A 20,488-nucleotide genomic window follows, 5' to 3' on the forward strand; every position below is an offset into this window, starting at 1 on the left:
GCCGTCAGGGGGATACGCGGCGGGATTCGCCGCCTACCGGGATTTTGGCGACCACCGATGCCACCACGCTGGCAGCGTCTTCGCCGGCCGTCACGGCTTTGCGGTCAAGGATCAGCCGGTGGGCCAGCACGGCTTCGGCGACGCTGGCCACATCATCGGGAAGGACGAAGTCGCGGCCGTTCAGGGCCGCCGTCGCCTTGGCCGCACGCAGCAACTGGAGCATGGCGCGCGGGCTTGCCCCCAGCCGCAAATGCGGATGCTCGCGGGTGGCCCGGCCGATGCCGACCGTGTATTCCTTCACTGCGGGCGAGACGTAGACATCGCGGACCGTGGCGACCATGCTGCGCACCTCGTCGACGGTGACGACGGGACGGACAGCCACCAGCGGTGAGACCGACTGATGCGTCTCCAACATGTCCATTTCCGCGCGCAGGTCCGGGTAGCCCATGGAAATCCGGGCCATGAACCGGTCGCGTTGGGCTTCCGGCAGCGGGTAGGTGCCTTCCATCTCGATCGGGTTCTGCGTGGCGATCACCATGAACGGCGTGTCCAACGGGTAGGAGGTTCCATCCACCGTGACTTGGTATTCCTCCATGCACTCAAGCAGCGCCGACTGTGTTTTGGCCGAGGCGCGGTTGATCTCGTCGCCGATGACGATGTTGGCGAATACAGGTCCCGGCCGGAATTCGAACCGGTGCTTGTCCTGGTTGTAGACCGAGACACCGGTGACGTCGGAGGGCAACAGGTCCGGCGTGAACTGGATCCGGTGCACGCTGCAGTCGATGGTCTTGGCCAGCGTTTTCGCCAGCATGGTCTTGCCGACGCCGGGCACGTCCTCCAGGAGCAGATGACCCTGGGCCAGCAGGACAGTCAACGCCAGCCGGGCCGCTTCGGACTTGCCGTCGATGACGGTCTCGATCGCAGCCCTGATCCGTCCGCAGGCGGCATGGAATTCGGCCAGCGCGAGCCCTTCACTCTGTCCCAGCCCAGCGCTGCCGGGGCGGATAGTCCCGGCCTCTGCTATGTCCTGCTGCGTATCCATCAAGTGCCTTCCGGTGTGACGGGGCCGGTTGTCTCAACCCTACTGGCTGCCTGTGTGATGCGGTAGACAATTGAAACGTTTGTTTGATACGCCTGTTGGGGGCAACGGGGCCGCAGCCCGGGCTTCAGTAGGCTGGCAGTATGGCCAATTTTCCAGCCGCCGTTGCCGGCGAAACGCCCCCCGCTTACACAGTAGACAGCTCAACGGCCCAGACGTCTGAGGTGCGCAGCCCCACCGAGGGCGACGGCCGTCGTCGAAATCTGAGCTATCCGCCGGCGCCTGAGCCGCTGCCGGTGCCGGTGATGGACAACCACACCCACCTGGACTTTCGCGACGGGCTGGTGTCGGTCACGATCGGGCAGGCGATGGACGCCGCCGAGGCGGTCGGCGTCGCGGGCGCGGTCCAAGTCGGCTGTGATCTGGAGTCGGCGCGCTTCACGCTGCAAGCTGTTCAGGCCGAGCCCCGGCTACTGGGCGCGGTGGCCATCCATCCCAATGACGTGCCCCCGCTGGCCGAAGCAGGCACCCTGGAGCAGGCCTTGGCGGAAATCGAGGAAATAGCCAGGCATCCGCGCATTCGGGCTATCGGAGAGACCGGCCTGGACTACTACCGGACGGAAGCCGGAGGCCGGGGAGCACAGCAGGAATCGTTCCGCCGCCACATCGACATGGCCAAACGGCTGGGCCTGGCCCTGCAGATCCACGACCGCGACGCACACGAGGACGTGGTGCGGGTGCTGCGCGAAGAGGGTGCACCGGAGAAGGTGGTGTTCCACTGCTTTTCCGGCGATGCAGCGCTGGCCCGAATCTGTAATGACAACGGTTGGCATATGTCCTTCGCCGGCACGGTCAGCTTCAAGAACGCCGACGGCCTGCGCCAGGCGCTGGCCACGGCCGAACCAGCGCTGGTGCTGGCCGAAACCGATGCGCCGTTCCTGACCCCGCACCCGTACCGCGGGCGTCCCAACGCCAGCTATCTGGTGCCCTACACGGTGCGCTCGATGGCGCGGGTGCTGGACAAGGACCTGGCGGCGTTATGCACGGAGGTGGCGCAAAACACGCAGCACGTCTATGGCTCGTGGCAAAGCGAATGACACGGCGGTATTTTTCCTAGCCAGCCCCGGGAAATGGGAAACAGCGGCCTCCGGCACCGGGGTCCGCGGCCCGGTGCCCCGGCTACCGCCAGGTAACCGGGCTTGTCGCCATGTCACGTTTCGATTACGGTAAGTAGCTAATGGCCGGGGTCGGGGAAGGCATCCGGACATTGCCACACCGGTAGCGGTTGCAGTTGGACGTTCCGTTCGTACGCCCAAACAGCCGCTGCAGGTGCTGCCTGCACTCGCATCGTGCCGTGGGAATCGGCGCGCTCTTGGCGTGTGTCTTCATGTCCCCGTGCCCGGAAGCTGCAACAGATTCGGGAACCGTGACAAACGCGCTGAAGAACCGCTGGGTGAAGATCGCCGGCCAGGTCGTCGTCATGACCGCACTGGTCCTTGGGCTGGTTGCTTTCGTGGGCAACAATAAGTCCGTGACCCTGACAGTGGACGGGCAGGCGAGCACCGTCTCCACGTTCGGCTCCACGGTGGCGGATGTACTCGCCGAATCCGAGGTCGTGGTGGGTGAACGCGACGACGTCTCACCGGCGGTCGGCGAGGAAATCTCGGACGGCGCCAACATCGAGGTAGTCACCGCCAAGCCGGTCAACGTGAACGTGGATGGCGACAGTTCCACGATCCACACGACGGCCGCAACCGTCCGGGAACTGCTGGACGAACTGGAAGTAACCGACGAGTCCGCCCTGTCGGCGCCGCTGACCGCCGAACTGGCCTCGGTGGGTGCGGTGACCATCTCAACCCCGAAGAATGTCACGATTGCCGTCGACGGCAAGACCCGCAAGGAAGTCACCACCGCGACGACGGTCGGCGACCTGCTGCGGGAACACAAGATCAAGGTCCGCAAGGACGACAAGCTCTCCGTGGCTGCCAAGGAGCCGGTCGAGGAGGGCACCAAGGTCAAGGTGACCCGGATTGACCGCGAGCGGGTCGAGGAGGCCGAGTCCATTCCGTTCGGTACGGAAGAGACGACCAACTCCTCGATGTTCGATGACGAAGAAAAGGTCACCCGGGACGGCAAGGCCGGCGAACGGGTGAAGGTCTACGAGATTGTGCTGACCGATGGCAACGAAACCAGCCGGAAGCTGGTCGGGGAAAAGGTCACCCGGGAGCCGGTCAGCCAGAAGATCACCGTCGGCACGAAGAAGCGCCCGGCCAAGGTCAACAACGCCAACGTAGGCGGCACCTGGCAGGCGCTGGCAGAATGCGAGTCCGGGGGCAACTGGTCCATCAACACGGGCAACGGCTACTCCGGAGGCCTGCAGTTCAGCGCCAGTTCCTGGCTGGGCGCCGGCGGCGGCAAGTATGCGCCCTACGCCTACATGGCCACTCCGTCGGAGCAGATCGCGACCGCCGAAGTGCTGCGCGGCAACGGCGGGTGGGGCCACTGGCCTGCCTGCGCCGCCAAGCTGGGACTGCTCTAAGCATCCCGTCAGTTATTCCGCCCACTTCGGGCCCGGGCACCACTGCCCGGGCCCGAGGTGCGTTAACCACGGGGTACGGCAAGCGGGCGGGGCGGGCCGCCGCGGCAGCGGGCGCCGGCCCGATACGATGGCACAGTGACAGAACCACATTCCGCCCCCGGCACAAGCTCCCGGCAAAACGACAGGGAAACCGCGGCCGTACCGCCCAGGCCGTTGCTCGGGGCTGCCGACATCCGCAGGCTCGCGGCCGAACTGGACGTGCGTCCGACCAAGACCCTCGGACAGAACTTCGTCATCGACGGCAACACCATCCGCAGGATCGTGGCCACCGCCGAGGTGGTACCCGGCGAGACCGTGCTGGAGGTCGGTCCCGGTCTCGGCTCGCTCACGCTTGGGCTGCTGGATGCGGCGGGGCATGTGGTCGCCGTCGAAATCGACCCCAAGCTTGCCGCCCGCCTGGAGCAGACCGCATCCGAATGGCGTCCCGATGCCGCCGGCCGGCTGGACGTGGTGCTGGCGGACGCGCTGCAGGTCACCGAGCTGCCGAAGGCGCCGGACGCGCTGGTCGCGAACCTGCCCTACAACGTTGCCGTGCCGGTGGTCCTGCACCTGCTGGAGCACTTCCCGTCGCTGCGGCACGGCTTGGTGATGGTCCAGGACGAGGTGGCCGACCGGCTTGCAGCCAAACCCGGCTCCAAAATCTATGGCGTGCCCAGCGTCAAGGCAGCGTGGTACGGCAGCATGCGCAAGGCAGGCGTGATTGGCATGAACGTGTTCTGGCCGGCACCCAAGATCGCCTCCGGCCTGGTGGAGTTCACCCGCGGCGAGCCGCCGGTGACCCGCGCCCCGCGCCGCGAGGTGTTTGCCGTCATCGACGCCGCCTTCGCACAGCGCCGCAAGACGCTGCGGGCGGCCTTGGCCGGTTGGGCCGGCAGTGCGGCGCGGGCGGAGGAAGCGCTGCGCCACGCCAATGTGGATCCCAGCGCCCGCGGGGAAGTGCTGGACATCGCCGCCTTTGCCCGGATCGCGGAGTTCAACCATCCGCTCGTCGGCTAGGAGGATGGTGGCATGAGTAGAACACGTCCGGTCCGCGTGATGGCGCCGGGAAAGATCAACGTTTCCTTCCGGGTGGGCGGGCCCCGGCCGGATGGCTATCACTCGGTGGCCAGCGTTTATTTGGCGCTCTCGCTGTATGAGGAAGTCACTGCTACCGCGCGCGACGACGAGGCCATCACGGTCAGTGTGCGCAATGGGGCTGGACTGGACTTCGACCTGAATGGCATTCCGCTGGACGCTTCCAACTTGGCGGTGCAGGCCGCAGAACTCATCCGCGAAACCTCCGGCCACCCACAGGGTGTGCACCTGGACATCACCAAGCGGGTCCCGATAGCGGGCGGGATGGGCGGTGGCTCGGCCGACGCCGCTGCCGCCCTGGTGGCCTGCAGCGCGCTCTGGAACACCGGCTACTCGCGCGATGAACTGATCGGGCTGGCCGGCGGACTCGGTGCGGACGTGCCGTTCGCGCTGCACGGCGGAGTTGCCGTCGGGCTCGGGGTCGGCGACCGGCTGACGCCGGCGCTGGCGCGCAGCGAAATGCACTGGGTGCTGGTGCCGGCCTCGTTCGGTCTGTCGACGCCCAAGGTCTATGCGGTGGCCGACGACCTGCGGGCCCGCCGCGGCCATGTGCCGGCCGAACCGGAGCAGGTGGAGCCGGCGATCCTGCAGGCCATGCAGTCCGGCGACGTCCACCAACTGGCTAGTTGTTTGCACAATGATCTGCAGGAGGCCGCCATCGAACTGGCGCCCGAGCTTGCCGATATCCTTGAACTGGGTCGGGCCGAAGGCGCGCTGGCCGGCCTGGTTTCCGGTTCCGGCCCAACCGTGGCCTTTCTCACCGCAGGACGGCAGGAAGCGGCAGAACTGGCTCAGCGGCTCTCGGACGTCGCCGGCGTGGTTGCCCTGCCGGTCCGCGGACCGGTGCACGGCGCCCGCATCATGGCCTGACGGCCCGGTCCTACCCGGCCACTACCGGCCCGACAAAAGCACTACGTCAAAGCAACAGAAAGCAGCATCCTTGGTCCACTTGCTCGGCGCAGAAAACGTCAGCGTCTCCTTTGCCACCCGCACCATCTTGGATTCGGTGTCCCTCGGCCTGAACGAGGGCGATCGGATTGGCATGGTGGGGCGCAACGGCGATGGCAAGTCCACCTTGATGCGGCTGCTGTCGCAGCGCAGCACGCCGGACGCCGGCCGGGTCACCAAACGCGGCGACGTTAACGTCGGCTACCTGGACCAGCAGGACGTGCTCAACGGGGACCTGCCGGTCGGCGTGGCGATCGTCGGCGAGGCCGCCGAGCATGAGTGGGCCTCGAATCCGCGGATCCGCGAGATCATGGAAGGCCTGGTGGGCGATGTCGACTGGCATGCCACGGTGTCGTCGTTGTCCGGCGGGCAGCGGCGCCGGGTTGCGCTCGCCAAGCTGCTGATCGAGCCGCACGACGTGATCATGCTGGACGAGCCGACCAACCACCTTGACGTCGAGGGTGTGGCCTGGCTTGCCCGGCACCTCAAGACGCGGTGGCGCCCGAATGAGGGAGCCTTCCTGGTGGTCACCCACGACCGCTGGTTCCTGGACGAAGTGTGCACCCGCACGTGGGAAGTCCACGACGGCGTTGTGGACCCGTTCGACGGCGGATACGCCGCCTACGTCCTGGCCCGTGCCGAACGCAACCGCACGGCCGCCGTCGTCGAAGGAAAACGGCAGCAGCTGGTCAAGAAGGAGCTGGCCTGGCTGCGCCGCGGGGCACCGGCCCGGACCGCGAAGCCGAAGTTCAGGATCGAAGCAGCCAACGAACTGATCGCCGATGTGCCCGAGCCGCGGGACGCGGTGGCGCTGAACAAGATGGCCACGGCTCGGCTCGGCAAGGACGTGCTGGACCTTGAGCACGTGTCCTACACCCCGCCGCCCCGGCCCTCTGACAGCGACGGCGGATCCGGCCCGCTCTTCGACAACATCACCCTGCGGCTGGCGCCCGGCGAACGGCTGGGCCTGGTGGGCGTCAATGGGGCGGGCAAGACCACTCTGCTGCGGCTGCTGAACGGCGAGATCCAGCCCACCGCCGGCAAGGTCAAGCGCGGCAAGACGGTGCAGACCGCCATGCTGACCCAGGAAGTCCGCGAACTCGACGACGTCATGGACCTGCGCGTGGTGGAAGTGATCCAGCGCGAACGCCAGGTCTTCAACATCGGCGGACGCGAGGTTTCAGCCAGCCAACTGGTGGAACAGCTCGGCTTCTCCAAAGAGAAGCAGTGGACGCCGGTTCGTGATCTCTCCGGCGGCGAGCGGCGGCGGCTGCAGCTGCTGCGGCTGTTGGTCGGCGAGCCAAACGTGCTGATGCTGGATGAGCCCACCAACGACCTGGACACGGACACGCTGGCCGCGGTGGAGGACGTGCTGGACGGATGGCAGGGCACACTGGTGGTGGTCTCGCACGACCGCTACCTGCTGGAACGGGTGACCGACCACCAAATGGCGCTGCTGGGCGACGGCAAGCTCCGCGGGCTGCCCGGGGGAGTGGACCAGTACCTTGAGCTGCGCGAAGCATCGCTGACCGGCGGGGCCGCGCCGGCTCCGGCCGGCGGCGGCGCCGCCCAAACGGCTTCCGGCACCGAGCACAGCGAAGCCGACAAACGCCAGGCCAAGAAGGATCTCAACCGGATTGAACGCCAGCTGGGCAAGCTGGGTCAGCAGGAGGACAAGCTCAAGGAGCAGATGCACGCGGCCGGCGCCAAGGCCGACGTCGATTTTTCCGGGCTGGCGGAGATGAACCGCAAGCTCCAGGAGATCGCCGAGGAGAAGGAAGGCCTGGAAATGGAGTGGCTGGAAGTCTCCGAAATACTGGAGTGACCCCTGCCGCTCAGGACGACTTGCCGGTGTTCCCCCAAAGGCCCGAGTCGCGGATTGACTGCTGGATCTTGGCGCTTGCCGAGAACAGTGCCTCGCGTTCCGCGGCCGAGAGCGGATCGAAGACGTTCTCCCGCACAAAGGTCACGTGCCCGGGCGCAGCCTGCCGAAGGACGTCCCAGCCCGCGGCGGTCATCGAAACATTGAAACCGCGTGCGTCCGTGGGGCAGGCCACCCGCTCCACCAGTCCGCGGGCTTCCATGCGCTTGAGCAAGTGGGACAGCCGGCTGCGTTCCCAGTCCAGTCGCTGGGCGATGTCCCGAGCCCGCAGGACGCCCTGGTCAGCCTCGGAGAGGGAGGCCAGGACCGAATACTCCACGCCGGAAAGGTCGGAGTCCCGCAGCAGTTGGCGGTCCATCGCCGATTCAAAGCCCCACAGTAGTTCGCGGAAGGCACGCCAGATTTCCTGCTCGTGGTCGTTCAGCCAACGGGGGTCGGAGTTCACAGTGGTGCCTTTCTCGCCGTTAGTTGACAATTCAAGTTTGCGTCCTGCATCATTGACGTGTCAACAAAACCATGACGTGTCAACAACGTCGGCACGTTGGGAAACAGACCTCGAAGGGGTTCATTACATGACCAAGATCGCTATCGTCACCGGCAGCACCCGTCCGGGTCGAGTCAACAAGCAGGTTGCCGACTGGGTACTCGCCCAGGCCGCCGGCCGCACCGACGCCGAGTTCGAGGTTGTCGACATCGCCGACTTCAACCTGCCCCTGCTGGACGAAGCTTACCCGGCCGCGTACCAGAACTACCAGAACGACCACACCAAGACCTGGTCGGCCAAGATCAGCGAGTTCGACGGCTTCATCTTCGTCACCGGCGAGTACAACCACACCGTTACCCCGGCCCTGACCAACGCCCTGTCCTACCTGAACGTCGAGTTCAACAACAAGGCCGCCGGCATCGTTTCCTACGGTTCCATGGGTGGCGCCCGTGCCGCCGAGCACCTGCGCAACATCCTGTCCGAACTGCAGATCGCCCACGTGCGCAACCAGGTCATGTTCTCGCTGTTCACCGATTTCGAGAACTTCGCCGACTTCAAGCCGACCGAGCAGAACGCCGGCACCCTGGCCCCGATGATCGACCAGCTCATCCCGTGGACCAAGGCCATGGAGTCCGTCCGCGCCGCCGCCGTCGCTGCGAACTAACCTCTCGGAACCGGCGGCCTGTGGCCGCTGAACGCTCCGCGCAGCAGGGCGCTCTGATCTTCCCGAAGGGGGAGGCCGGGGCGCCCTGCCGCCGTTAACACCCTGCCGGCTGTTAATCTGTTCCCGGCCCAAGCTGACTGACGGCCAGTGGCCAAGTCGTGGGGACCGGGAGAAGGAGGGCCTGCGTGGATGCAGGAAACACGGCAGCCGGCCGGCAGGGCAAGGCCCGCACCCGCCAGCGGCTGCTTGACCATTTTGAACAGGCCGCCTCAACCGCCGGCTTCCGCCTTGACGGCGACCAGCAGGAGGCGGCGCAGCTGCTGGCCGACGCCGGCGCCGGGCTGGCGGCGACCGCACTCCCGCTACCGGGCAAGCGGCCGGGGCTCTATCTGTGGGGGCCGGTGGGGCGGGGCAAGAGTTGGCTGGCCCGGCAGTTTTTCGAAGCACTCGACCTGCCGGAGAAAAAGCGCTGGCACTTCCACGACCTGTTCCGCCAACTCCACGCCCACCGACGGGAAGCGCAGGACCCGGCCGCCCGGCCGCCGGGAACCAGCGCCGTCGACATGGCCATAGCGGCGCTGCTGCAGGACTGCACGCTGCTGGTCGTGGACGAATTCCATGTCCATGATCCCGGCGACGCCCAATTGCTGGCGCGGTTGCTGCGCGAGATACACCGCCGCGGCATCACGTTGGTAGCCACCTCCAACTATCCGCCCGAGCGACTGATGCCCAACGAGGATTTCCACTCCCTGTTCGAGTCGACGATCGCATTAATCCGCCGCACCATGCACGTTGCCTCCATCGCCGGACCGGTGGATTACCGCACGCTGTCTGCCGGCCGGCCCAGCGGCCAAAATAACGACGGCGGCGTCCGCCTCGAGCGGTTCAGCGACGGTGCCATGGTGCTCGCCCCACACGGACCGACCGACCCACGGGTGCGCGAGGCCGGACTGGAGTGGCCGTCCGCGGCCGAGGCACGCGAACTTCGGCCGGCGAGCCGGCCGCTTCCAGTCCTCCGGTGCACCGCGGCTGAAGTGTGGTTCGATTTCCAAGACCTGTGCGAAGGCCCCACCGCCGCGGCTGATTATTTGGCTCTGCTGCCGCACTCTGCACACTGGGTCATTTCCGGCGTGCCGGGCCGCGGCGATATCAGCATGAACGGCTGGCAGCGCCTGAGCAATATCGTGGACATCCTCTATGACGCCGATGTGCCGCTGACCCTCATCTGTGCCGAGCCGCTGGACCTGGGGCCGTCAGCCAGCCCGTCGGCGGTGGACGTCTCCCGCATCGCCAGCCGGCTGCGCACCCTCGGCAGCGTGGGCGTCGGCGCCTGACTGCTTCGCCTGCCGGCCACGCCGGCGGGAGAGCCCCACGCCCAGCAGGCAGACCGTGCCGCCGACAATGGCCAGCAGCGTGGGTGTTTCGCCCAGGAACAGCCACCCGAGCAGGATGGCGACCGGCGGCACCAAGTAGGACGAAACGCTCAGTTGTCCGGCCGGCATCCGGGCCAGCGCATAGGCCCACGTGCTGAAGGCCAGCGCCGTGGGGACAATGCCCAGATAGACCACGCCCAGGGTCGCCGCCGCCGGCGCGCTGCCCAGGTCAGCCACGAGTTCGCCGGCGAAGGGGAGTGACGAGATGGCACCAACGGTGCAGGCCAGCCAGGTGACCTGGCCCGCGGGAACGCTGCCCAGCGCGGGTTTCTGCAGCAACACACCGGCCGAGTAGGTCACCGCCGCCGCCAGCGCCCACAGCAGCCCGGTCCCTCCGGCGGCGCCCCCGCCGGTACCGAAGCCGATCAGCACCACGCCCAGGAAGGCAATGCCGGCACCGATCGCCAGCCAGGTGGGGATGCCTTCCCGCAGGAACAGCCCGGCGCCCAAGGCAGTCAGTATCGGGGCGAAATTGACGATCATGGCGGTGGTCCCGCCATCGAGCGTCTGTTCGGCGGTGTTGAGGGCGAAGTTGTAGACGCCGAACCACATGAGGCCGCAGCCGATGATCAGCAGCCAGGCCCGACGGTTCGGCCTCACCCAGGGCCGCCCAATCAGCAGCAGTGCCAAGGCGGCGGAGCCGATAACGAGCCGCAGCAGGCTGAGCGGGCCTGGTCCGAAATGCGGCAGCACGCCGCGGATCACGATGAACGCGCTGGCCCAGGCCAGGACGGTCACTGCGATGGCCGCGAGGACCAGCGGCGGGATAGCACCGATCTGCCGTACGGCGGGTGGGCTGCTCATAATCGCCACGTTAGACCATGCGTTCCGGCATCGGACAGCCTGGCGACCGGCGGGTTCGTCCCTGCCTCACATCGCCTAGAGGAGTGGGGAGTCGATGCCATGGCGGATTCATTGTGGACAGGAGCGGTCCTTGAACGCGTAGGGAATACCCCCTGCCTCAAGGAGTGTCCGCTGGCCGAGGTCCGGTGAGGTTTGGGTGGCATGGAAGCCTGGCCGTAACCTGCGATTTCCGGCCCAAGGGCACTGCTAGTCTTCATTCATAATGTCAGGGGGCCGGGACGACGCCGGGCCGCGTTCAACGCAGGAGGAGTCGCCGTGCGGACCGATGCAGGTGAGCCTGGGACAGCAGTTCGCCCAACGGTACTGATCGGCGCCACCGATGCCGCAAGCCGGGAGTTCCTGTGCACAGTCCTAGAAGCTGCCGGAATGACCGTGACTGCCTTTGCCACCGCTGGGCAGGTTCTAGACGAGCTGCAGCGCAATCCACCGGATATCCTCCTGGTGGACGCCGGCGACATGTCGCTGGCAGGGATGGAAGCCGTTCGACGGCTGTCGGACCGCCAGACCGGGGCGCAATGGCGAGTGATGCTGATTGCTACCGAAGCCGAACTGCCGCTGGTTGAACGCGGTTATGAAATGGGCGTCTCGGACTATCTGATCAAGCCGCTTTCAGCATCCAGTGTGGTCAACCGCGTGCGCGTGACGCTCGCCAGATCGGAACACCGCCGCCGTGAGCGCAACGGCGTGGCTGTCCTCCGCGACCGCATCCGGCGCGTATCCGAGGGCATCCGCAGCACCAACGATCCGGACGAGATGATTACTCTTGCTCTACGGGGGATCGGCGCGGCCTTCGAAGCGGATCAAGTCTGGATCCGCACCCTGGACGATGAAAGGGTTCCGCACACCGCCGCCCAGTGGGCCAGCGAACAGGACGTCATGGCGATGCCGCATCGAACCGAGGAGCAGGTGCTGCAGTTGGCCTCCGCTCTCTGGACCAAGGGCAGCGTCCTAACGTCGGCTGATGACGGAAGCATCGACTTTGCAGAACATGCCCACCTGACCGAATGGTTTGCCAGCGCGCGGGGCAAGGCGTCAGTGCTGGCGCCTTTGGGACAGGGCTCGAAAGCGTTCGGACTGATGTGCCTGATCCGGCACGGGCAGCCGCAGTCGTGGTCGCCCGCTGAGCTTTCGCTGCTGCAACATGTGGCCGGGAACCTGGCCCATGGGCTGATCCAGGGGCACTTGATCACGGCGCAGCAAGAAGTCGTGGAAAAGCTCCGCGAACTGGACCAAGCCAAGTCGAACTTCGTGGCAACGGTCAACCACGAGCTCCGGACCCCGCTGACCTCTATCACCGGCTACTTGGAATTGGTGCTGGATGGAGACGCCGGCGAAATCCCGGATTCGGTGGCCCGGATGCTCAAGGTGGTGGGGCGGAATGCCACTCGCCTGCGTGAGCTGATCGAAGACATGCTGACGCTGTCCCGGATGGACTTCCAGAGCAGCGGTTTGAAGACGGAACCGGTGGACCTGCCGCGGCTGCTGCGCATGGTGTCCACCGCACTGGCGCCGGCCGCCCAAGCCAAAAACGTCAAGCTCGTTGGGGAGGGGCTGGACACCCGGCTCGCCGCAGACGGCGATGCCAAGATGCTTGAACAGGTCTTCGCCAACATCATGTCCAACGCCGTGAAGTTCACACCTCAGGATGGGACAGTGCGTGTCACCGTTGGCACCGGCACTCAAAACGACGACGGTGTTCCCTGCGCCATAGTGACGGTCGCCGACAGCGGGATCGGCATCCCGGAAGACGATCTGCCGCAACTGTTTTCCCGTTTTTACCGCGCGTCCAACGCGCACGCCATTCAAGGCACCGGTCTGGGCCTGGCGATCGTGAAGGGAATGGTGGACCAGCACCGCGGCAGCGTTTCCGTCGAGTCCACCATCGGAGTCGGCACCACATTCACCATCACCCTGCCACTGTCAGCCGACGACGGTCAGCGCCACGCCGCCGAAAACACGGACGCTGTCACCGCTTCCTAAAAGCACAAAGGCCGTGACACGCATCCGAAGATGCATGCCACGGCCTTAGCCGGTAGGCGGAAATATATTCCGCCCCTAAACAACTTAGTGCGGCCAGTTGCCTGCATTGGTGGTGAGACCGCCACTGAAGGTCTTGCTTTGCACAACAGTGCTGGACAAATCGGAGGAATCTGCTGCAGCGGCAGGCGCAGCTGCACCGGCGACCGCAAGGACTGCTGCAACCAAAAGGGTTGCGGAAAACTTCTTCATAGAGACTCCCTCATTCACTTGTTATGCACGGATCCGCAAATCCATACAGGACGTGCCGACATTGCAAGTGTACAGAGCAATGAGCTGCCGAGCTAGAGGTGAAACGACACATTTAGCTGCTCCCCAATGCAGCCCACTTAGCGAATATGATCAACTTGAGAGTCGTCTGATCTGCTCGGGTGGCAAAACATTGGAGGGGAATGCACATGGTGATAGCAGCTGGTGCAGGCGACGGCATATTGCTTGAGCTGAGGGCGCGAGATGCGTTTGCCAAGCGTGACTTTCTAGAGGCGCGAAATATTGCCAGACAGCGCGCAGCGCGGGCTACTTCTGACGGTGACCAAGGGACTTGGTGGCACATGACTTTTCTCGAAGCTGAATGCTTCCGAGATTTGGGCCGCTTCTATGACTGCATTAGCACCGCAGAGACGCTAGAGACCCACACATTGACAGCCAACTCCCCTGAACTCCTTAGCCGGGTGTTGACGATTAAATCAGTTGCTTCTCAGGGAGCGGGTGAACTGGCTGACGCGCTTAAGTTCGCGACCTCGTCTGTGGCACTGAGCGAATCAGCTGAATTGCCCAGCGAGATCAGAGTCTCAGCCCTGACCGCGCTTGTCGCAGCCCTGGCAGAAAACGACCTAATGGACGATGCGTGGCAACAATGCCAGTGTCTCATCCCACTGCTGCAGGCATCCAACGACGCCCAAATGGCTGGGAAGGGTTACTGGGCGATTGGGAACGTGGCTTTCCTCCGACAAGACCCACGCGAGGGAGTGCGCTATCACCAACTGGCAGCGGAACACCTTTCCCCGTCTAACGATCTATCTCTTTGGGCCTGGTTCAATAGGGCTTCAGCAGCCATGAGATTCGCCGCCGGAATCGCCGACACGGAAGCAGAAGACTGCATGGACCGTGCCGAATTGGCGGCGTCCATCATCGGCCTGACGGATGACGTCCGTCGCATGAACCAATTAAACCGGGCCCACTGGCACTTTCAGCGAGGCGAGATTGATGAAGCTGCGCAACTGCTTGTGCCGATCTGTGTGGAGTCGCCGTCCATGGCTCATCAAACGGCAGGCGAGGCCAACTTGCTTCTCAGCAAGACGCTCCGCGTGAAAGGTGATAGTGCTGCGGCCCTGCGCCATTTGAAAGAAAGTCGGGCCTATTTCGACCAGTCGGGCGCTACGGACCGTGCGGCTCAGGTAGCTGCGGAAATCGCAGGGTTCCCGCAAGCTTCGTGATTGTATTATTCGTCGTGTCATTGCGCGTGTCGTGAACGCCGTTCGTTTACGCTGTGAACAAATGGCAGACAGTCGTTGTGGCAGTAGGTAATGAAGCAGTAAGTTCTGGATTTGTTGGTCGGGAGCGCATGCTCCCTTCGAATCGTTGGGGAGCGGATGCACGTGTTAGGTCATGGCTGGTCCGAAAGGGTTACAGGAGCGGTATCTAACGACGACACGGCCGTATGGGCCGCGTAGTCGGTGCGGCCGACGCCGCTGCTGCCGACATCAGCCGTTCTGGAGACGGAATCATTAGCGTTGACCTGCCGAGGGGCGCGGCTTTCACCGACGAAGTCGCCGTCAGCACTTCGTCACAGCTTCAGGTACTTTCCGGCGGCCGGCCCTGCCGCGTACTCATGCGGTTGAAGGGCGTGGCTTCGATCTCGCGAATGGCACGCTCAATGCTTGGCCGGCAGACGAATGCGTCCGCGATTGCCTTGGTCGGCGAATCACCTGTGGACCGGGTGATTGCTAATTTCGTGCTGGGAACTGAACCTTCAGATTGCCCCGTCCGCTATTTTGACTCCGAACCGCAGGCCCGTGAGTGGCTGGAACGGGATAATGCCGCATAATCCCGACCCGCGGCTCCAACGACTGGTCGACGGCATGGTCAGTCTAGCCGGCGGCGACCTGACCACAAGGGTTGAACCGTCGGCTGCACGGGACGAAATTGACGCAGTGATAACCGGGGTTAATCTCCTGGCTGAGGAACTGCAGTTGAGCTACTCGGAGCTGGAACGGCGTGTTGAAACCCGCACCGCGGAGCTGCGACAGGCTCATCGGGACATGAGCAGGATGGCCATGACCGATGCACTGACCGGTCTTGCCAACCGAACCGCCTTGGCAAACGCGATGGCCGCTGCCTTGGAGGACGCACGCTCTGGCCAGCGGGCTCCCGCGCTGCTGCTGCTGGATCTGGATTCCTTCAAGCAGGTCAACGACAGTTTTGGACACGACGCCGGGGACCGCGTACTGACGGTGGTGGGGAACCGTCTTCGGTCGATCGTGCGCGAAGTGGACACCGTGGCGCGGCTGGGCGGAGATGAATTCGCCATTCTGCTGCCTCGTGCCACAACTGATCTTGCGCTTCAGGTTGCCCACCGGATTCTGGGGGTCTTGAACGACGATATTCGGCTCGACGAACTGACAGTGTGGGCGCAAGCCAGCATCGGCGTGCGAGTGGCAGATGCCGGGCAGAGCGCGCAAAGCTTGTTACTCGACGCGGATACAGCCATGTATGAAGCGAAAAAGGATCCACAGAACCGCATTAAGGTCTTCCAGTCCCACATGCTGCAGGCGCGGCAGTTGCACAACCAAATGGCGTCCGAACTCCGCGGGGCCATAGCAACCGGGGGTTTTGACCTGGAGTACCAGCCGGTGGTGGATCTGTGCACCGGGCGCCTGCTGGGAGTGGAAGCACTGGTGAGGTGGAACCATCCGGTACGAGGCCGCGTCATGCCCAACGACTTTATTCCGATGGCTGAGCAGACCGGCCTGATTATTGACTTGGGCCGTTGGACTCTTTCCGCCGCTGCGCATCAGTTTGCCGAGTGGTCGGCCGACATGGATTTGGACCCTGGGTTCCAGATCCGGGTCAATCTCTCCGTCGCCGAGCTGCAGCGGATCGACTTGGTGGACTATGTCCGTGGCGTTTTGAGGGATTCCGGAATAGCCGCTGAGTCACTGGTCCTGGAAATCACTGAAACCGGCTTGGTCACCGGCGGCGAAGTGGAGACATACTCCTTGCTCGCCCTGCGCAAGCTCGGCATTGGTATTGAAATCGATGACTTCGGCACCGGCTACTCCTCGATCAGCTACCTGCGCGAGCTGCCCGTCGACTTGGTCAAAGTCGACCGCTCCATCATTGCTACGCATTCTGCCGACGGGTCGCAGCAGGATTTCATCGCGGCGGTGTTGCAGCTCATTCGTGCGGCGGGCTTGGATGCGATTTTCGAAGGAATCGAGACGCGGGAACAGGCCGAACAGTTGCGTGATCTGGGCTGTGCCGGCGGCCAAGGATTCTACTTCAGCAAACCCGTGTCGGCGGAGCGGATCGCCGAACTACTGCACAGCGGAGCACGGCTCCCCGCTGCTGCCGATGTAGCAGACACCGACCCCATCGGCATGACATCTTCGGCGCTTGCCGAATAGCGCCCACTGGTTGTGGACCTGCGGGCCAGGCGGGCAACAAACCCAGCCCGCCACCGGCCGATAGGCGCAGGTGGGTCTGACCAAAGGACACGGGTCCGACGCCAAGTCGCATCGGCGTCGGAAATCATGGCAAAATGGACACTTGTGCCGAGGAGGCAATCCTGCTCCCGCACATTCCGCCCTGGTGTAATGGCAGCACCCCAGCCTTTGGAGCTGTGGAGTATAGGTTCGAATCCTATGGGCGGAACGATCACCGGCCGGTGAACGTGCGGTGTTGTGGCAGCTAGGATGCCGTCAACCCCTATGCTCCGGCTACACCGGAATCAGCGCAGCGAGGAGTGCCACTTAGTGAGCCCCCAGGACGTCCAAGAAAAAAACGTCAAATCAGCTTTAACTCCTGCAGCGGTCATTGTCTTGGCCGCGGGGGCGGGCACCCGAATGAAGTCCAAGAAGCCGAAGATTCTGCATGAGATCGGCGGCATTTCCATGGTGGGCCATGCGCTCGCCGCCGCCCGCGGTCTGGCACCCACGGTCCTGGCCGCCGTCGTGCGTCACGAGCGGGACCGGGTGGCGGAACATATTGCCGCGCTCGACCCGGACGTCCTGATTGTTGACCAAGACGAAATTCCCGGCACGGGCCGGGCGGTGGAGGTGGCGCTGGAAGCCCTCCCGGCCGGGCTGGATGGGACCGTGGTGGTCACCTATGGAGACGTTCCGCTCCTGACCAGCGAATTGCTCCGCGACCTGGTCTCCGAGCATGCCTCCAGCGGCAACGCTGTCACCGTGCTGACCGCGGTCCTTGATGATGCGGGTGGGTACGGCCGGATCATCCGGGCCGCGGACGGCAGTGTGCAGGGGATTGTGGAACACAAGGATGCTACGGAAGAGCAGCGCGCCATCCGCGAAGTCAATTCCGGCATTTATGCCTTCGACGCGACGGTGCTTCGCGGTGCACTGTCCAAAATCACCACCGACAACGTTCAGGGCGAGAAGTACCTCACCGATGTGCTGTCGCTGGCCCGAGCCGACGGCGGGCGGGTGGCCGCCGTCGTCACTGCCGACCGGTGGCAGGTGGAGGGCGCCAATGACCGGGTGCAGTTGGCAGCACTGGGCGCGGAGCACAACCGGCGGATCCTGGCCGCTGCCATGCGCTCCGGCGTCAGCATTGTGGATCCGGCGACCACGTGGATCGATTCGACGGTGACGTTCGGGACCGATGTGACGCTCTTGCCGGGAACCCAACTGCACGGTTCCACGCATGTTGCCGCGGATGCGGTAGTGGGGCCGGACACGACGCTGAGGAACGTGACCGTCGGCGAGGGTGCTTCCGTGGTCAGGACGCACGGCTCCGACTCCGAGATCGGACCCCGCGCCACGGTTGGTCCCTTTACCTACCTGCGCCCCGGCACCGTGCTGGGCGAGAAGGGCAAGATCGGCGCCTTCTACGAAACCAAGAATGTGACCATCGGCAAGGGCGCGAAGCTGTCCCATCTTGGCTACGCCGGGGATGCCGAAATCGGCGACAACGCCAACATCGGCTGCGGCAACATCACCGCCAATTACGACGGCGAAAAGAAGCACCGCACCGTCATCGGCTCCAACGTGCGCACCGGCTCCAACACTGTTTTCGTTGCCCCCGTGCAGGTTGGTGATGGCGCCTATTCGGGTGCCGGCGCCGTTATCCGCAAGGATGTTCCGGCCGGTGCGCTCGCCGTCAACGTTGCGCCTCAGCGGAATCTGGAAGGGTGGGTACAGAAGAACCGTCCCGGCAGTTCCTCCGCGGAAGCTGCCTCACAAACCTCCTCCACGCAATCTCCAACTGTAGAAAGTGATCCTTCATGAGCGGAATCAAGGCACAGGGCGAAAAGAGGCTGGTACTGGCTTCCGGACGCGCCCATCCTGAGCTGGCGCAGCAGATCGCCAAAGAACTGGACATCGAACTGCTGCCGTCGTCGGCCTACGACTTCGCAAACGGCGAGATCTACGTGCGGTTCGAGGAAAGCGTCCGCGGCACCGACGCCTTCGTCCTCCAGGCCCATCCTGCCCCAATCAACGAATGGCTGATGGAGCACCTGATCATGGTGGACACCCTCAAGCGGGCCTCGGCGAAGCGGATCACCGTCGTCGCGCCGTTTTACCCGTATGCCCGCCAGGACAAAAAGCATCGCGGCCGCGAGCCGATCTCCGCACGCCTGGTGGCGGATATGTACAAGACAGCCGGCGCCGACCGGTTGATCTCCGTGGACCTGCACACCGCGCAGATCCAGGGCTTCTTCGACGGACCGGTCGACCACCTGATGGCCATTCCGCTGCTGGCCGACTACGTCCGCACCCGGGTGGATCTGGACAACGTGACGGTGGTTTCCCCCGACACCGGCCGGGTGCGCGTCGCCGAACAGTGGGCCGAGCGCCTGGGTGGGGCACCGCTGGCCTTTGTGCATAAGTCCCGCGACGTCAACATGCCGAACCAAGCGGTGTCCAAGCAGGTCGTGGGTCTGGTTGAGGGCCGCACCTGCGTACTGATCGACGACATGATCGACACCGGCGGAACCATTTCCGGTGCCGTCCAGGTCCTGATGAACGCCGGCGCCAAGGACGTGATCATCGCGGCCACTCACGCAGTCTTCTCCGATCCTGCCGCCCGCAGGCTGTCCGAGAGCGGAGCCAGGGAAGTGGTGGTCACCAACACGTTGCCGATCCCGCCGGAGAAGAACTTCAAGGAACTGACCGTCCTGTCGATTGCCCCGTTGATCGCCCGCGCGGTCCGGGAAGTCTTCGAAGACGGTTCGGTGACCAGCCTGTTCGACGGCAAGGCCTGACGAGGGACGTCCTGGCCGGCTGAGTTGCGCCCGGCCACCAAGAATCCCTGAGAGGGGCCGACGACACAGTCGGCCCCTCTTCCCGTGTGTGTCAGGGCTGGGTAGCGCAACGTCAAGACGCCTCGCATCCCGCTGCGCGGCGTGGTAACGCAATGCCCGCGGCCCGGCGGGACCGGCGCAGCACGGCTGATGCCGCCCCTGGACACGGCCATGTCGTTGGTCTTCTGCGGCACGTGCGATCGGAAGGCACCCTTCGGCGCTGTGCACAGCATCCCTCTGTCCCGGCCTGACAGAGGCCGCTCGACTAGGCCCAGCATGGCGAGTCTTCAACAAATGACCGAGCGTGCCTATGGGGGTGGACCGGCGTTTACTCCGCGGGAGCAACAGCTTGTCTTCCCGTTATGCGCAGACTCTTCCAACAAGCAGATCGAGAAGTCCTTGACGCGCTCTCCCCGGGCGGTCGTGGGGCACCCTGTTTAAAACTCGGGCTGAGAACCGCAAAAATCTCGATCTGAGGGCCAACAGCAAGTATCTGAACGCGCGGTTTCAAGTAGCGTTCGAGCACCGGCAAGTAGGCACTCGAGCAGGCCGAGCGCGAATCAGCGGAATCGGCGGCCCAAGTCGAGTGTCGGCTACTTGGGCAAATAACGTAGCCGCTTCCTAAGCTAAAAGCGTCGAAACATCGGAAAAGCACTGGGGTTTCGACGGCTTTTGGTTCCGGGTCACAGCGCCGGCATGCGCCGGCGGGCTGTGACATCCATCCCGGCAACCGCATTTGGGACACGACGCCGCACCTGCGACACGGGCGGCATCGCGCGCGATAAACCGCAGTAGCACAGCGCGCGGTTGGTCGTGCGCCGAATCCGTCTGGTTGCACGGATTCGGGTCCAAAGGGAACAGATTGGGGGCGGGGAATGGTCATGATCGACAAGCTCGGGTTCACCATCTGCACGGACCCACATACGACGGACCGGCACCGTCCGAGACAGCAGGATGGGCCCGAGAAGGTATGCCCGGGG

The 20,488-nt window shown here is 64.6% G+C and carries 17 protein-coding genes and 1 tRNA gene; 14 read left to right on the plus strand and 4 right to left on the minus strand.

What is annotated here, in order from left to right:
- Positions 1–4 precede the first annotated feature (4 nt).
- A complete protein-coding gene (locus AC5RWX_RS11950; RefSeq protein WP_494078184.1) occupies positions 5–1,042 on the minus strand; it encodes an AAA family ATPase in 1,038 nt (345 codons plus the stop codon).
- Positions 1,043–1,182: 140 nt separating this feature from the next.
- Here AC5RWX_RS11950 and AC5RWX_RS11955 point away from each other — a divergent pair, with 140 nt between their 5' ends.
- The 5 genes from AC5RWX_RS11955 to AC5RWX_RS11975 all read left to right on the plus strand — a co-directional run bounded on the left by AC5RWX_RS11955 (position 1,183) and on the right by AC5RWX_RS11975 (position 7,485).
- A complete protein-coding gene (locus tag AC5RWX_RS11955; protein ID WP_494078183.1) occupies positions 1,183–2,136 on the plus strand; it encodes a TatD family hydrolase in 954 nt (317 codons plus the stop codon).
- Positions 2,137–2,465: 329 nt separating this feature from the next.
- A complete protein-coding gene (locus AC5RWX_RS11960; protein WP_494078182.1) occupies positions 2,466–3,578 on the plus strand; it encodes a resuscitation-promoting factor in 1,113 nt (370 codons plus the stop codon).
- A gap of 135 nt (positions 3,579–3,713) precedes the next feature.
- The gene (rsmA, locus tag AC5RWX_RS11965) at positions 3,714–4,634 is read left to right on the plus strand and encodes a 16S rRNA (adenine(1518)-N(6)/adenine(1519)-N(6))-dimethyltransferase RsmA (protein WP_494078181.1); all 921 of its coding nucleotides are present in this window, start codon (positions 3,714–3,716) and stop codon (positions 4,632–4,634) included.
- 12 nt (positions 4,635–4,646) lie between these two features.
- Positions 4,647–5,582: a 4-(cytidine 5'-diphospho)-2-C-methyl-D-erythritol kinase gene (locus tag AC5RWX_RS11970; protein WP_494078180.1), complete on the plus strand. Its 936-nt coding sequence runs from the start codon at positions 4,647–4,649 to the stop codon at positions 5,580–5,582.
- 70 nt (positions 5,583–5,652) lie between these two features.
- The gene (locus tag AC5RWX_RS11975; protein WP_494097471.1) at positions 5,653–7,485 is read left to right on the plus strand and encodes an ABC-F family ATP-binding cassette domain-containing protein; all 1,833 of its coding nucleotides are present in this window, start codon (positions 5,653–5,655) and stop codon (positions 7,483–7,485) included.
- A gap of 10 nt (positions 7,486–7,495) precedes the next feature.
- Here the strand turns inward: AC5RWX_RS11975 and AC5RWX_RS11980 are convergent, their stop codons facing one another.
- Entirely contained in the window at positions 7,496–7,987 is a 492-nt protein-coding gene (locus tag AC5RWX_RS11980) for a MarR family winged helix-turn-helix transcriptional regulator (RefSeq protein ID WP_493940899.1), read from the minus strand.
- A 127-nt stretch (positions 7,988–8,114) separates the two neighbouring features.
- On the opposite strand from AC5RWX_RS11980, the gene AC5RWX_RS11985 reads away from it, so the two are divergent.
- Together AC5RWX_RS11985 and zapE are read left to right on the plus strand one after the other, a co-directional pair.
- Positions 8,115–8,690, plus strand: coding sequence for an NADPH-dependent FMN reductase (locus AC5RWX_RS11985; protein WP_493940900.1), 576 nt, complete (start codon positions 8,115–8,117; stop codon positions 8,688–8,690).
- A 185-nt stretch (positions 8,691–8,875) separates the two neighbouring features.
- Entirely contained in the window at positions 8,876–10,024 is a 1,149-nt protein-coding gene (gene zapE / locus AC5RWX_RS11990; RefSeq protein WP_493940901.1) for a cell division protein ZapE, read from the plus strand.
- Here the strand turns inward: zapE and AC5RWX_RS11995 are convergent.
- Positions 9,944–10,927, minus strand: coding sequence for a DMT family transporter (locus AC5RWX_RS11995; protein ID WP_493940902.1), 984 nt, complete (start codon positions 10,925–10,927; stop codon positions 9,944–9,946). The two genes, zapE and AC5RWX_RS11995, sit on opposite strands and share 81 nt — an antisense overlap.
- Before the next feature lie 315 nt (positions 10,928–11,242).
- On the opposite strand from AC5RWX_RS11995, the gene AC5RWX_RS12000 reads away from it, so the two are divergent.
- Positions 11,243–12,967, plus strand: coding sequence for a sensor histidine kinase (locus tag AC5RWX_RS12000; protein WP_494097472.1), 1,725 nt, complete (start codon positions 11,243–11,245; stop codon positions 12,965–12,967).
- A gap of 84 nt (positions 12,968–13,051) precedes the next feature.
- On the opposite strand, the gene AC5RWX_RS12005 is transcribed toward AC5RWX_RS12000, so the two are convergent.
- Positions 13,052–13,216 (minus strand): hypothetical protein, encoded by a 165-nt coding sequence (locus tag AC5RWX_RS12005; protein ID WP_493942538.1) that lies wholly within the window; start codon positions 13,214–13,216, stop codon positions 13,052–13,054.
- A gap of 359 nt (positions 13,217–13,575) precedes the next feature.
- Here AC5RWX_RS12005 and AC5RWX_RS12010 point away from each other — a divergent pair, with 359 nt between their 5' ends.
- The 6 genes from AC5RWX_RS12010 to AC5RWX_RS12035 all read left to right on the plus strand — a co-directional run bounded on the left by AC5RWX_RS12010 (position 13,576) and on the right by AC5RWX_RS12035 (position 19,469).
- Positions 13,576–14,460, plus strand: coding sequence for a hypothetical protein (locus AC5RWX_RS12010; protein WP_493942537.1), 885 nt, complete (start codon positions 13,576–13,578; stop codon positions 14,458–14,460).
- Between the two features lie 224 nt (positions 14,461–14,684).
- On the plus strand, positions 14,685–15,071 hold the full coding sequence (locus AC5RWX_RS12015) for a SpoIIAA family protein (protein WP_493957218.1): 387 nt from the start codon (positions 14,685–14,687) through the stop codon (positions 15,069–15,071).
- The gene (locus AC5RWX_RS12020; RefSeq protein WP_494097473.1) at positions 15,061–16,650 is read left to right on the plus strand and encodes a bifunctional diguanylate cyclase/phosphodiesterase; all 1,590 of its coding nucleotides are present in this window, start codon (positions 15,061–15,063) and stop codon (positions 16,648–16,650) included. The genes AC5RWX_RS12015 and AC5RWX_RS12020 overlap by 11 nt, the downstream gene beginning before the upstream one ends.
- Before the next feature lie 175 nt (positions 16,651–16,825).
- Positions 16,826–16,897: transfer RNA gene (locus AC5RWX_RS12025), tRNA-Gln, on the plus strand.
- Positions 16,898–16,953: 56 nt separating this feature from the next.
- A complete protein-coding gene (gene glmU / locus AC5RWX_RS12030; protein WP_494097474.1) occupies positions 16,954–18,492 on the plus strand; it encodes a bifunctional UDP-N-acetylglucosamine diphosphorylase/glucosamine-1-phosphate N-acetyltransferase GlmU in 1,539 nt (512 codons plus the stop codon).
- On the plus strand, positions 18,489–19,469 hold the full coding sequence (locus AC5RWX_RS12035) for a ribose-phosphate diphosphokinase (protein WP_493944364.1): 981 nt from the start codon (positions 18,489–18,491) through the stop codon (positions 19,467–19,469). The genes glmU and AC5RWX_RS12035 overlap by 4 nt, the downstream gene beginning before the upstream one ends.
- Positions 19,470–20,488: the final 1,019 nt, after the last annotated feature.

Source organism: Arthrobacter sp. SPT-J7, assembly GCF_059089965.1.